The organism is Pseudomonas sp. SJZ074 (genome assembly GCF_007828215.1).
Taxonomy (GTDB): Bacteria; Pseudomonadota; Gammaproteobacteria; order Pseudomonadales; family Pseudomonadaceae; genus Aquipseudomonas.
On sequence record NZ_VIUE01000026.1, the window covers coordinates 1 to 13,287 of the forward strand.

12 protein-coding genes and 2 pseudogenes are annotated in these 13,287 nt (G+C 60.2%); 3 read left to right on the forward strand and 11 right to left on the reverse strand.

Features of this window, described 5'->3' with window-relative positions; translation table 11 throughout:
* Window positions 1–132: 132 nt before the first annotated feature.
* The 4 genes from sutA to glnK all read right to left on the reverse strand — a co-directional run bounded on the left by sutA (window position 133) and on the right by glnK (window position 2,902).
* Window positions 133–456, reverse strand: coding sequence for a transcriptional regulator SutA (gene sutA, locus FBX99_RS22475; RefSeq protein WP_024780560.1), 324 nt, complete (start codon window positions 454–456; stop codon window positions 133–135).
* 101 nt (window positions 457–557) lie between these two features.
* Entirely contained in the window at window positions 558–983 is a 426-nt protein-coding gene (locus FBX99_RS22480; RefSeq protein WP_024780561.1) for a secondary thiamine-phosphate synthase enzyme YjbQ, read from the reverse strand.
* A 212-nt stretch (window positions 984–1,195) separates the two neighbouring features.
* Window positions 1,196–2,530: an ammonium transporter gene (locus FBX99_RS22485; RefSeq protein WP_144926830.1), complete on the reverse strand. Its 1,335-nt coding sequence runs from the start codon at window positions 2,528–2,530 to the stop codon at window positions 1,196–1,198.
* A gap of 33 nt (window positions 2,531–2,563) precedes the next feature.
* On the reverse strand, window positions 2,564–2,902 hold the full coding sequence (glnK, locus tag FBX99_RS22490) for a P-II family nitrogen regulator (RefSeq protein ID WP_002555808.1): 339 nt from the start codon (window positions 2,900–2,902) through the stop codon (window positions 2,564–2,566).
* Window positions 2,903–3,316: 414 nt separating this feature from the next.
* Between glnK and FBX99_RS22495 the strand changes: the two genes are divergently transcribed.
* Window positions 3,317–3,577, forward strand: a complete 261-nt coding sequence (locus FBX99_RS22495) for an accessory factor UbiK family protein (RefSeq protein WP_145132994.1) — start codon at window positions 3,317–3,319, stop codon at window positions 3,575–3,577.
* 65 nt (window positions 3,578–3,642) lie between these two features.
* Window positions 3,643–3,819, forward strand: a complete 177-nt coding sequence (locus tag FBX99_RS28960; protein WP_178112037.1) for a hypothetical protein — start codon at window positions 3,643–3,645, stop codon at window positions 3,817–3,819.
* Between the two features lie 81 nt (window positions 3,820–3,900).
* Here the strand turns inward: FBX99_RS28960 and FBX99_RS29670 are convergent, their stop codons facing one another.
* The 3 genes and pseudogenes from FBX99_RS29670 to FBX99_RS22505 all read right to left on the reverse strand — a co-directional run bounded on the left by FBX99_RS29670 (window position 3,901) and on the right by FBX99_RS22505 (window position 6,956).
* Window positions 3,901–4,764, reverse strand: a complete 864-nt coding sequence (locus FBX99_RS29670) for a methyl-accepting chemotaxis protein (RefSeq protein WP_371921410.1) — start codon at window positions 4,762–4,764, stop codon at window positions 3,901–3,903.
* Window positions 4,759–5,541 (reverse strand): annotated as a pseudogene (locus FBX99_RS29675) (MCP four helix bundle domain-containing protein); the annotation flags it as partial. The pseudogene FBX99_RS29675 and the gene FBX99_RS29670, both read right to left, overlap by 6 nt.
* A 140-nt stretch (window positions 5,542–5,681) precedes the next feature.
* Window positions 5,682–6,956 (reverse strand): sensor histidine kinase, encoded by a 1,275-nt coding sequence (locus tag FBX99_RS22505; RefSeq protein ID WP_144926839.1) that lies wholly within the window; start codon window positions 6,954–6,956, stop codon window positions 5,682–5,684.
* 200 nt (window positions 6,957–7,156) lie between these two features.
* On the opposite strand from FBX99_RS22505, the gene FBX99_RS22510 reads away from it, so the two are divergent.
* On the forward strand, window positions 7,157–8,650 hold the full coding sequence (locus FBX99_RS22510) for a YifB family Mg chelatase-like AAA ATPase (RefSeq protein ID WP_144926842.1): 1,494 nt from the start codon (window positions 7,157–7,159) through the stop codon (window positions 8,648–8,650).
* Between the two features lie 6 nt (window positions 8,651–8,656).
* On the opposite strand, the gene FBX99_RS22515 is transcribed toward FBX99_RS22510, so the two are convergent.
* The 4 genes and pseudogenes from FBX99_RS22515 to FBX99_RS22525 all read right to left on the reverse strand — a co-directional run bounded on the left by FBX99_RS22515 (window position 8,657) and on the right by FBX99_RS22525 (window position 13,230).
* Window positions 8,657–9,871: an aldose 1-epimerase family protein gene (locus FBX99_RS22515; protein ID WP_144926845.1), complete on the reverse strand. Its 1,215-nt coding sequence runs from the start codon at window positions 9,869–9,871 to the stop codon at window positions 8,657–8,659.
* A gap of 274 nt (window positions 9,872–10,145) precedes the next feature.
* Window positions 10,146–11,006, reverse strand: coding sequence for a methyl-accepting chemotaxis protein (locus tag FBX99_RS29680; protein ID WP_371921411.1), 861 nt, complete (start codon window positions 11,004–11,006; stop codon window positions 10,146–10,148).
* A 42-nt stretch (window positions 11,007–11,048) separates the two neighbouring features.
* Window positions 11,049–12,176, reverse strand: a pseudogene (locus tag FBX99_RS29685) (Cache 3/Cache 2 fusion domain-containing protein); the annotation flags it as partial.
* Between the two features lie 133 nt (window positions 12,177–12,309).
* A complete protein-coding gene (locus tag FBX99_RS22525; RefSeq protein ID WP_144926851.1) occupies window positions 12,310–13,230 on the reverse strand; it encodes a LysR substrate-binding domain-containing protein in 921 nt (306 codons plus the stop codon).
* Window positions 13,231–13,287: the final 57 nt, after the last annotated feature.

The window sequence follows — 13,287 nt, forward strand, 5'->3', positions numbered from 1 at the left end:
GAATGGGCATAAAAAATCCGATACCAGAGGACTGGTATCGGATTTTCTAGAAAGCCCGGCTTGGACTCAAATGCTTAAGTGAACAGCATTACGCGACGACGGCGGGCTTTTTCAGCAAGCGGGAAGCAGAACTCAGATAGGGCGGCTGCCGTACTTGTTGTCAGGCTTCTTGGGCGGATCGGCGACCACATTGGCCTCCACTTCCTGCACCTTTCCGCCCCTGGCCAGGAATTCTTCCATGGCCTTGGCGAGTGCATCACGCTCCTTGTTCTTGGCCTCTACGCTCGGCAACTCATCAACCGACACCGCAGCCTTGGCCTTACCCTTGGCAGTCGGGGCCGGTATATCGGCGCCATCGTCGTCGGCAACGTCTTCAGCTGCCGCTTCCAGGCCGTCTTCAGCCTCGTCTTCTTCACCTACTTCGAGGTCGTCGTTTTCCAGATCATCGTCGCTCATGTTCTACCTCATGACTTGCGAAAAGCAGATTAGTTATAGCCCAGCTACGCCATCTGTCGAAGGCTGCCAGAAAAAATTCAACATCCACCGGCAATCGGCGGTCATGCCCCTTCACCGTACAAGGTGGCAAGGACTTTACGAGCACCGCCATGATCACGGTGCTCGCCCAGATAAACACCTTGCCAGGTACCCAATGCCAGTCGCCCGTCCGTTACCGGAAGGCTGAGCTGACACCCCAGCACGCTGGCCTTGAAGTGCGCCGGGAGGTCGTCCAGGCCTTCGTCGTTGTGCTCATAGTCGGCAGTTCCTTGTGGGATCAGCCGATTGAAAAATCGTTCGAAGTCTCGACGTACCGCCGGATCGGCGTTCTCGTTGATGGTCAACGAGGCCGAGGTATGCTGCAGCCACAGATGCAACAGACCAACACGACACGCCCGGAGTTCAGGCAGGCCGGCGAGCAACTCGTCCGTCACCAGATGAAAGCCCCGGGGCCTTGCCCGCAGGGTAATCAGCGTCTGTTGCCACATACAGTTCTCCGCACGCTCGGCGCGCATTCTAGCGCGCTCAGGAAAAAAACAAAGAGCCTAATATTCCACCTTCGATGTAAGCCTTTGGCGCTGGAAAACCCCTGTCATTCGCAAGACAAAAAGGCCTCGGAAAAACCGGCGCTTCCTGTGAGCGTTGACAAATTTCGGGCAAAAAAATGCCCGGCGAACCGGGCATTTTTTTTTGCGTGGGTTTACAGGTTGTAACCACGCTCGTTGTGCTGGGCCAGGTCCAGGCCAACCGCTTCTTCTTCCTCGGAGACGCGCAGACCCATGACGGCGTCCAGCACCTTGAGGATGACGAAGGTGACGATCGCGGTGTAGATCACCGTGAAACCTACGCCTTTGACTTGAATCCACACCTGCGCGGCAATGTCAGTCACGGTGCCGAAGCCACCCAGGGCGGGCGCGGCGAACACGCCGGTGAGGATCGCGCCCAGGATACCGCCGATGCCGTGTACGCCGAAGGCATCCAGGGAGTCGTCATAGCCGAGCTTGCGTTTGAGGGTGGTTGCGCAGAAGAAGCACACCACGCCTGCGGCCAGACCGATGACCAGTGCACCCATCGGGCCCACAGTGCCAGCAGCCGGAGTGATCGCAACCAGACCTGCCACCACGCCCGAGGCGATACCCAAAGCGCTTGGCTTGCCATGGGTGATCCACTCGGCAAACATCCAGCCCAACGCGGCGGCAGCGGTGGCAATCTGGGTTACCAGCATCGCCATACCGGCAGTGCCGTTGGCGGCGACGGCGGAACCGGCGTTGAAGCCGAACCAGCCGACCCACAACATGGCCGCTCCCATCAGGGTGTAGCCCAGGTTATGCGGTGCCATTGGCGTGGTCGGGAAGCCTTTGCGCTTGCCCAGTACCAGGCACGCCACCAGGCCTGCGATACCGGCGTTGATGTGCACCACGGTGCCGCCGGCGAAGTCCAGCACGCCCCAGTCCCACAGCAGGCCGCCGTTACCGGACCAGACCATGTGCGCAATCGGCGCGTACACCAGGGTGAACCACACGCCCATGAAGATGAGCATGGCGGAGAACTTCATCCGCTCGGCAAATGCGCCGACGATCAGGGCCGGGGTAATGATGGCGAAGGTCATCTGGAAGGTGACGAACACCGCTTCAGGGAACAGTGCTGTCGGACCGGTGATGCTTGCCGGGGTCACGCCCGCCAGGAACGCCTTGCCCAGGCCACCGATGAACGAATTGAAATTGACGACGCCTTGCTCCATGCCAGTGGTGTCAAACGCAATGCTGTAGCCATAGATGACCCACAGGATGCTGATCAGACCGGTAATGGCAAAGCACTGCATCATCACGGAAAGAAGGTTTTTCGACCGAACCATGCCGCCGTAGAACAGCGCCAGGCCGGGAATGGTCATGAACAGTACAAGAATCGTGGCAGTCAGCATCCAGGCGGTATCGCCGGAGTTGAGGACGGGGGCTGCCGCCTCTTCTGCCATGGCCAGGCCAGGCATTACGAAGGACAACAGGGCTCCTAGCCCTGCGAATTTACGCAGAGTCATATTGTTTTCTCCTGGGGCGTTGGGTTTGGCGGCTTAGATGGCGTCGGTATCGGTTTCGCCGGTACGGATGCGGATAGCCTGTTCCAGATTGACCACAAAGATCTTGCCGTCACCGATCTTGCCGGTGTTGGCGGCCTTGGTGATTGCCTCGATCACCCGGTCAAGATCCTTGTCGTCAATGGCGACGTCGATCTTCACCTTGGGCAGGAAATCGACCACGTATTCCGCGCCGCGATACAGCTCGGTGTGGCCTTTCTGCCGGCCGAAGCCTTTGACCTCAGTGACGGTAATGCCCTGCACGCCGATTTCGGACAACGATTCGCGCACGTCGTCCAACTTGAACGGCTTGATGATGGCAGTGACTAGCTTCATGAAACTCTCTCCCGAATTGGTGGACTTGCCCCAGGAAAACAAACCCGACTCAAGTCTAAGCGCAGTGCCTGGCTTTGTAACGCATCGTCGGCCCAAGTTGCCCGACCAGCGCCAGTCAACCGTGCCAGGCGAAGCTCCCCGCTTCGCCAGGCTGCACTGCATTCGTCACAACGACTGCATCAGTGCATGGGTCATAGGCCTCTAAGCAGAAACCTTGCCATCTGTGCCCAAGTCCCCTGATTTCAGGGGTTTACCAGCAGCGCGCGCTTGCGCCGTCCCACGAACCGCTGCGATACGCACAACAACAGTGCGACATCGTTCGGCCCCGTGCGCGAAAAGCGTGCATCCAGTGCATGCGAATTGACTATAGACACTGCGTGATACACTGCCGCCATCGTTTTCAGGATTGCTGCCATGCTCGCCCCCAAAGACCTGCTCGACGCCCTCAGCGGCCACGCCTCCCGCCTCTTGAGCGGCGACACTCCGTTGCCCAAGAGCGAAATCGAAAGCCAGTTCAAAGCGCTGCTGCAAAGCGGCTTCAGCAAGCTGGACCTGGTGAGCCGGGAAGAATTCGACAGTCAGATGGTCGTACTGGCGCGCACCCGGGCGCGACTGGAAAGCCTGGAGGCGAAGGTGGCGGAATTGGAAGCGCGGCTCACCGCTGACTTGAAATAAGCGCTACCGATGAGGATCGCTTGCAGATTCGCTGCTCCAGCCTGAAGCGTTAGAGGAGGAATGAGGTGTCGATAGAATCCGAAAAACGTAAGGCCAAGCTGCTGTTTGCAACTGAATGCCATGCTGAGACTCGCCGCTCAGTTGGCGGCATATCTGCCACCCAGATCCGCTTTTTGAAAGTTGCGGCGGCCTGCGGTAAAGAGATGGAGCCAGCCGGTCTGCTCGCGGGCGCACGCGGCTGAAGTCCGATGCTGTAAACGACTGACTTCATCACGATCTTTTGACGATTACCTATCCAGCACGCGTGACCCGAACTCCAGGGATCAGAGCCGGAAACGACCCACCAGCGTATTGAATGACAGGGCCAGGTTGGACAACTCCTGGCTTGAAGCATTGGTCTGGGTTGCCCCTGCCGCTGTCTGGGTAGAGAGATCCTGGATATTCACCAGGTTGCGATCGACCTCGCGGGCCACATGGGCCTGTTCTTCGGAAGCCGTTGCAATCACCAGATTGCGGTCATTGATCTGCGAAATGCCCTCGGCGATCTGCTCGAGCGCCTCGCCGGTGGCGCGGGCGAGGCTCTGGGTCTCGGTCACCCGTGCCTGGCTCTTGCTCATTGCGTCGACCGCACTGTCGGCACGGTCCTGGACCGCGTGGATCATGCCCTCGATTTCACCGGTGGAGGCCTGGGTGCGCGCCGCCAGGGCACGCACTTCATCCGCGACCACGGCAAAGCCCCGCCCCTGCTCCCCCGCGCGAGCAGCCTCGATAGCAGCGTTGAGGGCCAGCAGGTTGGTCTGCTCGGCGATCCCACGAATCACATCCAACACCTTGCCGATATCGCGGACCTGCATGGCAAGGTCTTTGACCAACCCGGTGGACGAGGTGATTTCCTCGGTTGCATGGTTGATTGCCTGTACCGCGCTACGCGCCTGATCACGCCCTTCGCTAGCCTGTGTGCTGGTCGATTGCGAAGCCTGGGAGGTGGCCACCGCATTGCGGGCCACCTCCTCGACCGCCGACGTCATCTCCGTCACGGCGGTGGCCGCCTGTTGGATTTCATCGTTCTGCCGGATCAAGGCCCGGCCGCCGTCATCGGTCACCGACGTCAACTGCTCGGCAGCGGCAGCCAACTGGCCCGAAGCACTGGCAATCTGCTGGATCGTGGTTTTCAAACTCATCTGCATATCGCCCAGGGACTTGAGCAACTGACCGGCCTCGTCGCGACTGTTGCTGGTTATGTGCTGGGTCAGGTCGCCCTGGGCAATGCGTTGCGCGCAATCGACCGCTGCGGCAATCGGCCGACTGATCAGCCGGCTGATAAATACGCCCAACAGCAGCGCGGCGACAAAGGCAATGACGATACCGCTGTACAGAACCGTCCTGGCCGACGCTTCCTGACGCGTGGCGGCCTTGGCGTCCTCGCTGATCTGGCGGTCATTGGAGTCGATCATGATGGTCAACTGGTCCATCACCTTGCGATAGGTCTTCTGCAAGTCACCCAGCAGCAGGGTGCGACCATTCTCCAGATCGCCGGCCGCCATCATCGCCACATATTGCTGCACCATGGCCTGGTAGACCGGCCAGTCACGGGCCATCTGGTCACCGGCAAGGCGTTCGTCTTCAGCCAGGTTGCCTTGGCGATAAGCGGCGAACGCCTGTTCACTGGCCAGTTGATTGGCTTTCATCGAAGCCAGGAACTCATCCTTCATGCTCTGCGGAGCGTTACTGGCGGTTGCGATATACAGCCGGAACATGTCGCGCGTCTGGCCAACGGCCTTGGTCTTGGTTTGCGCCGTGTTAGCAACCGAGACCAGGTTGGTATTGAAAGCGGTCTGCAGACGTGCCGACAGCGCGGCAACACCGCTCACGCCAAGCATACCTACAGCAAGTGTGATCAGGGCGCAGAGGAAAAACGAAGTGAGCAGTTTGGTCGAGATTTTTGCGTCATAGAGCCAGTTCATTAGCGAATCCCTGTGGAGCAATGGCCCTTTGCCATATCAACCGAGAGATGCTAAGGCAGCTGAAATATTGACCACAATGCAGGGAATCGCATGACCGCTTGGATTATTCAACGATCATACGGCGATATTCGGTCCTGGGATTACCTGGTGGCCTGCAGGGATTTTTCCTGATTGAGCGCAATCGGCAGTTCCAGCGCAAACAACGCTCCCTGCCCCGGCCCGGCACTCTGCACGGTCAGCTCGCCGCCCAGTTCATGGGCCGCCAGGATGCAGCTGTGCAGGCCGAAACCGTGGCCGTCGACGCGGGTCGTGAAGCCGTGTTCGAACAACCGAGGGAGATTGTCCATGGAGATGCCCTCGCCGTTATCCTCGACCTCGATACGTACGCGCTGGTCGTCAATGGTCTTCAGGCGCAGGGTGATCCGCGCGGGACGATCCGTGACCGGATCGAGTGCCTGCTTGGCGTTGTTGATCAGGTTGATCAGTATTTGCAGCACCTTGTGCTTGTCCAGCGCCATGAGCGGAATGTCGTTGAGTTCCTTGACCAGCGTCACGTGATGACGGGCCAGGGACACATGACAGATGCGCACCACATCCTCGATCAATTCTCGTAACGAACCTGCTTCCAACACGCTGGAGTTGCCGGCATAGGACTGCTGGGTGGCGACGATTTCCTTGATATGGTCGATGCTCTTGGTCAACTGCGCCAACTCGTTGATCATGCTCTGCTGCTCGATGGCCAGCGACTCGGCCAGCTTGCCGAGATAGTCCGGCAAGGCGCGACCTTTCGGGTTGCTGCTGAAGAAGTCGCCGAGGTCATCGGAATGCTCCTTCATCAATTGAACGACCTTGGCGACCCCCTGCCCTTTGGATGTGTGCACCTTGTCGTACAGGACCTGAGCCGACACATTGACACTATTGAGCACGTTGCCCACGTTATGCAGCACATTGGTGGCGATTTCCGCCATGCCGGCCCGGCGCGCCGTAGTAACCAGTTCGGCCTGGGCCTCGCGCAACTCATCGTTGACCCGGGCCATTTGCTGCGGGCTGGGAATCTTCAGGGCCGCGGGCACCAAGCGGACCAGCAGGATGGCAGTAATCACCGAAGCAATCGCGGTGATCACCTTGACCAGCGCCGACAGCCAGTAGTAGGGCTGCCAGATGGTCAGGATCTCCATCACATGACTGGTCCCACAGGCCAGGATAAAGACGCCAAAGGCCGCCAGCATCCAGTCGAAAGGCACGTCCTTGCGCTTGTGGATAAAGTAGATGAGCGTAAAGGGAATGGTGACGTAGGAGAACGTGATCAGCCCATCCGCAATCACGTTGGTCCAGAGCAGATCCGGGCGCCACAGATAGCAATGCCCATGGGGCATGAAGCGGTTATCGGTCAACAGCGCCAATAGATCGTTCATGGCCGCTTCCTCCCTGTGCTACTGAATCGCCACAGGTCGGAGTCTAGCAGAGGCCGGTGCTCGCATTTCCCAGGCAACTATTGCATCTGCAACATCCTGCCAAGATTTCGCTCATCATTCGCCAGGCCGAAGCACTTCCCCATGACTAACCTTCAAGCACCGCAGGATGCGGTCTTTTATATCCCCTCAAGGAACGATTCATGTCGCTCGCCATTGTCCATAGCCGCGCCCAGGTGGGGGTGGAGGCTCCCGCCGTTACCGTTGAGGTCCATCTCGCCAACGGTTTGCCGTCACTGACGATGGTCGGTCTGCCGGAAGCGGCGGTAAAGGAAAGCAAGGACAGGGTGCGCAGCGCGATCATCAATTCGGGGCTGAACTTCCCGGCGCGGCGCATTACCTTGAACCTCGCACCGGCGGATCTGCCGAAGGACGGCGGGCGGTTTGACCTGGCCATTGCCCTGGGCATCCTGGCGGCCAGCGTGCAGGTGCCGACCCTGACGCTGGACGATGTGGAATGCCTCGGTGAGCTGGCATTATCCGGCGCCGTGCGACCGGTGCGTGGGGTATTGCCCGCAGCTCTGGCCGCACGCAAGGCCGGACGCATGCTGGTGGTGCCGCGGGCGAACGCCGAGGAAGCCTGCCTGGCGTCGGGCCTGAAAGTGATCGCCGTGGATCATCTGCTTGAAGTGGTGGCGCACTTCAACGGTCACGCTCCGGTCGAGCCTTTCGTTTCGAACGGTTTGCTCTCGGCCAGCAAGCCCTACCCTGACCTGAATGAAGTGCAAGGCCAGGTCGGGGCCAAGCGGGCCTTGCTGATCGCTGCCGCCGGCGCGCACAACCTGCTGTTCAGCGGGCCACCGGGTACCGGCAAGACATTGCTGGCCAGTCGTCTGCCGGGGCTGCTGCCGCCATTGGCCGAGAGCGAGGCCCTGGAGGTCGCGGCGATCCAATCGGTCGCCAGTTGCGTGCCCTTGAGCCATTGGCCGCAACGCCCTTTTCGCCAGCCCCATCACTCGGCATCCGGTCCGGCGCTGGTCGGTGGAGGATCGAAACCCCAGCCGGGCGAAATCACCCTGGCCCACCATGGCGTGTTATTCCTGGATGAATTGCCGGAGTTCGACCGCAAGGTCCTGGAAGTCCTGCGGGAGCCACTCGAATCGGGCCACATCGTCGTGTCTCGTGCCCGTGACCGCGTACGCTTTCCGGCGCGCTTCCAACTGGTGGCTGCGATGAATCCTTGCCCTTGTGGATACCTTGGCGAGCCCAGTGGCCGTTGCTCCTGCACACCCGACATGGTGCAGCGCTATCGCAACAAGCTCTCAGGCCCGTTGCTGGATCGCATCGACCTGCACCTGACGGTCGCACGGGAAGCCACGGCGTTGAATCCCAAATGCGAACCGGGTGAGGACACGGCTACCGTGGCCGAACAGGTGGCCGAAGCCCGAGAACGCCAGCAGACGCGCCAGGGCTGTGCCAACGCGTTTCTGGACCTGCCCGGTTTGCGTCGGCATTGCACATTATCCACAGCCGATGAAACCTGGCTGGAAACGGCTTGCGAGCGACTGACCCTGTCGCTGCGAGCCGCCCATCGCCTGCTCAAGGTCGCGCGGACGCTGGCGGACCTTGAGCAAGCGGGCCGTATCAGCCGGGAGCATCTGGCCGAAGCCTTGCAATACCGACCTGCTACGGCCTGAACCGTGTCACGGTTTGCTCAGGTCCACCAACGGCGTGTTTCGCACCTCGGTTTTGCGTTCGCCCTGGATCTCATCGATGCGTTTGAGCGCCTTGTCCACGGCGCCCTTGTCCGCCAGCAGGCTGTAGTGGATCTGGAAGTGCTTCTGCTCTTTCGGCGCAATGGTCGGCACCAGGCCCAGTGGCCGCTGGTAATGGCGGTTATAGGAGAAACTGGTGCCCGGCTCCAGCCCGGTCACGTAACCCTGGCCTTGGGTATCGGTGTTTTTCCACAGGGAGAACACCGGAAGCGTTGCGGTGTTGAAGCCCACCGACACGCCGAGACTACCAGCCTTGTTGTGCAGCACGGTGAGGGTTTCACCCTTGGCGTCGGCGTAGGGCACGACGTTATAGACGGTTTCGTCGTAATCCTTGGTGGGCGCCCGGTAGGTTTGCCAGTCGGTCAGATCGCCCTTGGCCTTGTCATTGAATGGCGAGACCTGCTTGACCGGCGCAACGAAGCGCGCGCCCTGCTCCAGGAACGGCGTGCTGAAGTTGCTGTGATAGAGCGCCTGGTATTCCTTCGGGTAGTCGCCGTTGTTGGTCAACGTATCGTTGAGGGCAAACGTCACGCTGCCAGGTTCGGTGACCAGCTCGGTCTGTACCGAGAAATCGACCTTCTTGAAAGCCTGCTCTTTCAATTCGCCCCTCAGGGTGATGGCATAAGGCGCTTTTTCATCGATATGCAGGGTGACCTTATTGGCCGGGATATTAGCGGCACGACCGTGCAGCGTCAGCAGTTCGCCATTGTCCATGCCAGGATGCCCCACCCACTCGTAACCACACCGGGTGACCAGTTCATTGAAACCTTCGAGCCATCCCAGACCGCCACGACCGTTGAGTTCGATAAAGGCCGGATTGACCACTTCCTTGACCGGCGAATCCCAACCCATCCGTGCATTTCCGACCGACGCTTGCAGTACATTCATGCCCCGGGTCGGGACGACCGAAAGCTTCATGGTGCCGTTGTCGATGTCGACGATGCTGACGCCTTCCTGACGACCACCGTGCAGGGTGCGCATCGTCACGGTAAAGGGTTTGTCGGTTTTCACGCCAAGCTGCTGGCTGGTGATCTGCCAGGGCTGCGCGGCTTTATCGGTGTCGAGCAAGACATAGTCCCAGGCCATGGCATGGGAGGCAGCGCCCAGGGCGCCGAGAGTGACGAGGAGTTTGAGCGGAGTCATGGACTTGGGCCTTTTATTGGAGTTGTGCGGATTTTATAGACTTGAAGAAACGTTTCAGCAAGCCAAAAAACGGCAATAACCCTAAAAAGCAAACTGGAGGAAGTTATCCGGGGTGGCTGAAATCTTGGCGGTTGAAACCCAAAACCTGTGGGAGCGAGCCTGCTCGCGATTGCGGTAGCTCAGGTTGCACAGATGTCGCCTGTGCCGACGCCATCGCGAGCAGGCTCGCTCCCACATTGGTCTGGGTGAGCCTGCTGGCGGTGGTCATAGGGACTTAGCGGAAGCGATCGACTTCCTGGCGCAAGTCCTGCGCCAGTTTTTCCAGTTCCTTGGCAGTGACCGCCAGGTTCGAGACCACTTCGCGCTGTTCACTGTTGGCCATGGCGATACTTTGCAGGTTGCTGCTGAGCAAGGTCGCCGTGCTGCTCTGTTCCTGAGTGGCGGTAGTGATCGCCGCGAACTGCTGGCCGGCCGAACGGCTTTGCTCGTCAATGCGTGCCAGGGCCGCAGCCACGTTGGCGTTGCGCGACAGGCCTTCCTGCATCAACAGGTTGCCCTGTTCCATCGTGCTGATGGCGTTGCCGGTTTCCTGCTGGATGCTGGTGATCATGCTGGAAATCTCGTCAGTGGCCTGACGGGTACGGGAGGCCAGGCTACGGACCTCATCCGCCACCACGGCGAAACCACGCCCTTGCTCGCCTGCACGGGCGGCTTCGATGGCGGCGTTCAGGGCAAGCAGATTGGTCTGCTCGGCGATGGAGGTGATCACGCCGACGATCCCGCCGATTTCCTGGGAACGCTGGCCCAAGGTGTTGATGACCGTGGCGGTGCTGTTCAACGCGCCAGCAATCTGTTCCAGGGATGAAGACGCTTCATCCATCGATGTCCGACCGATCCGCGTCTGCTGGGCGTTTTCCTGGGCCAGGCGCTCGGTATTGCCCATGTTATCGGCAATGTTCAACGAGGTAGCGCTGAACTCTTCAACCGCGCCGGCCATGCTGGTGATTTCGCCGGACTGCTGCTCCATCCCCTCATACGCACCGCTGGACAACCCCGACAGGGCCTGGGCACGGCTGTTGACCTCCTGAGAGGCCTTGCGAATGTGCTCGACCATGGTCGACAGCGCTTGACTCATCTGGTTGAAAGCACGGGACAGTTGGCCGATTTCATCATGGCTCGACACGTTCAGGCGCACGCTCAGGTCGCCGGCGCCCAGCGCTTCGGCCTGACGCACCAGATCGCCCAGCGGTGCCAGCTTGCTGCGCAGCAGCCACATCGCCGCACCGACCGCCAATAGCATTGCCAATAGGCTGCCAATGGCCAACTGCATACCGACGCTCCAGGTCACCTCGCGGATCTCGGCCTTCGGCATGCTTGCCACCACCGCCCACGGCCCACCTTCGAACGGTACGGCGACGCTGTAGAAATCTTCGGCTGTGTCGCTCCAGAACACGCCTTTGCCCGGTTCTTTCACCAGGCCAACGACGGTGCTGACAGCGGCATCAAGGGCCTGGACCCCGGCCGGCGGTACCAGCCATTTGTTTTGCTCATCCAGCAGGGCCAGCGAGCCGGTCTTGCCGATACGGAAACGCTTGAGGTTTTCGAACTGCGCATTTTGTGCATCGGTGTAATCAAAACCGACATACAGCGCAGCGATGATCTTGCCGCTGCTGTCCTGCACCGGACTGTACTGGGTCATGTAGTAACGGCCAAAGAGCAAGACGCGGCCAATATAGCTCTGCCCACTGGTCAAGCGGGCGTAAGCCGGGCTGGCATGGTCAAGCACGGTACCAATGGCTCGCGAACCGTCCTGCTTGGCCACCGAAGTACTGACGCGGATGAAGTCGTCACCACTGCGCACGAACACCGTGGCGGTCCCGGCGGTCATCTGCTTGAACTCGTCAACTTCCTTGAAGTTATTGTTCAGCACTTCGCTGCCCAGGCTCAGGCTCGGCGTCTGCACGCCTGCCACCGTAACCGGTTGGTCCGGGTGCACTTGCAGGCCCGCGCTGAAACGCTTTTCGAACAGGCCGGCCAAGCGCTGCGTGCTTTCGCGCAAGGTGCCATGGAAGGTATTGAGCTGATCGGCCATCAGGCGCGCTTCGCTGGCCAGATGCTCTTCACGCGTGGCGAGGTTGGCGGTGTCCAGCGAACGCAAGGCGAAGACGGTACTGCCGGAGATCACGATCGCCAGTATCACGGCAAGGGCAAGGCCTAGCTGTGAGGCGATCCGGGCACGGGGTTGAGACATGACGGCTCCTGGCCGAGACACCGGATCATCCTGATCACGTCGCACGCTCGGCATCTAATTCCAAGGTAGGGTAAATGTTTGCCCTTTCTGAACGAGGGTTCCATGTTCACGGGTTCGGCAGCAAAGCCAAATACTTGAGCGGTTTAGAGGGAATACATCAAGCTGCCATCAGCTGTACTGCAACGTTTCAGCCAAGACGCTCTACTGCGGGCAGTTGCATGGCTTTGACCTCGCCCTGCAGGAAGTCACTGAGCCGACGCAAACGTTCACCCCCCGGACGGGTTTTCGGCCAGACCAGATAATAGTGCTCGCCGCTGGCGACGGCGGTCGGCCACGGCAGGCTCAGGCGCCCTTGGGCCACGTCCTCGGCCACCATCAACAGATCGCCCATGGAAACACCGTAACCGCGTGCCGCCGCAATCATGCCCAGCTCCAGCGTATCGAACACCTGCCCGCCCTTGAGCGAGACCTTGTCAGACAAGCCCATGCGCTCCAGCCAACTGCGCCAGTCGCGACGGTCCGGTGTGGGATGGAGCAGTTCGGCGTTGGCCAGCCGCTGTACATCCCACGGTTGATCGTTCAACAGATTCGGTGCGCCCACCGGGATCAGTTCCTCGGGGAACAGGAAACTGGCTTCCCAATCCGCTGGAAAATGTCCGTTGCCCAGCAACACCGCACAGTCGAAAGGTTCGGTGTTGAAGTCCACCGAATCGACGTCCATCCAGGCGCTGGTCAGCTGCACCTCATTGCCCGGCTGCAAATGCCGGAAGCGACTCAGGCGCGCCAGCAGCCAACGCATGGTCAGGGTCGAGGGAGCCTTCATGCGCAGGATACCGTCCTCACCAGACAGCGTATGGCAGGCCCGCTCCAGCGCCATGAACCCATCGCGTATGCCCGGCAGCAACAGCCGTGCGGCTTCAGTCAATTGCAAGTTGCGACCGTTGCGCTGGAACAGCCGGCAGGCGAAATGCTCCTCGAGCGTGCGGATGTGGCGGCTCACCGCACTCTGGGTAATCGACAGCTCTTCCGCGGCCCGGGTGAACGAGCTGTATCGCGCCGCTGCTTCGAATGCCCGCAGCGCATAAAGAGGTGGAAGACGACGCGACATCGGTGAACGCTCCAGTAACGGGGTTGACGCACCCTAGCAGAAAGAGCCGATACATGA

Coding starts and splice junctions, on each gene's coding strand:
- sutA (WP_024780560.1), bottom strand. CDS start 456: ATGAGCGACGATGATCTGGAAAACGACGACCTCGAAGTAGGTGAAGAA.
- FBX99_RS22480 (WP_024780561.1), bottom strand. CDS start 983: ATGTGGCAACAGACGCTGATTACCCTGCGGGCAAGGCCCCGGGGCTTT.
- FBX99_RS22485 (WP_144926830.1), bottom strand. CDS start 2,530: ATGACTCTGCGTAAATTCGCAGGGCTAGGAGCCCTGTTGTCCTTCGTA.
- glnK (WP_002555808.1), bottom strand. CDS start 2,902: ATGAAGCTAGTCACTGCCATCATCAAGCCGTTCAAGTTGGACGACGTG.
- FBX99_RS22495 (WP_145132994.1), top strand. CDS start 3,317: ATGCTCGCCCCCAAAGACCTGCTCGACGCCCTCAGCGGCCACGCCTCC.
- FBX99_RS29670 (WP_371921410.1), bottom strand. CDS start 4,764: ATGCAGATGAGTTTGAAAACCACGATCCAGCAGATTGCCAGTGCTTCG.
- FBX99_RS22505 (WP_144926839.1), bottom strand. CDS start 6,956: ATGAACGATCTATTGGCGCTGTTGACCGATAACCGCTTCATGCCCCAT.
- FBX99_RS22510 (WP_144926842.1), top strand. CDS start 7,157: ATGTCGCTCGCCATTGTCCATAGCCGCGCCCAGGTGGGGGTGGAGGCT.
- FBX99_RS22515 (WP_144926845.1), bottom strand. CDS start 9,871: ATGACTCCGCTCAAACTCCTCGTCACTCTCGGCGCCCTGGGCGCTGCC.
- FBX99_RS29680 (WP_371921411.1), bottom strand. CDS start 11,006: ATGAGTCAAGCGCTGTCGACCATGGTCGAGCACATTCGCAAGGCCTCT.
- FBX99_RS22525 (WP_144926851.1), bottom strand. CDS start 13,230: ATGTCGCGTCGTCTTCCACCTCTTTATGCGCTGCGGGCATTCGAAGCA.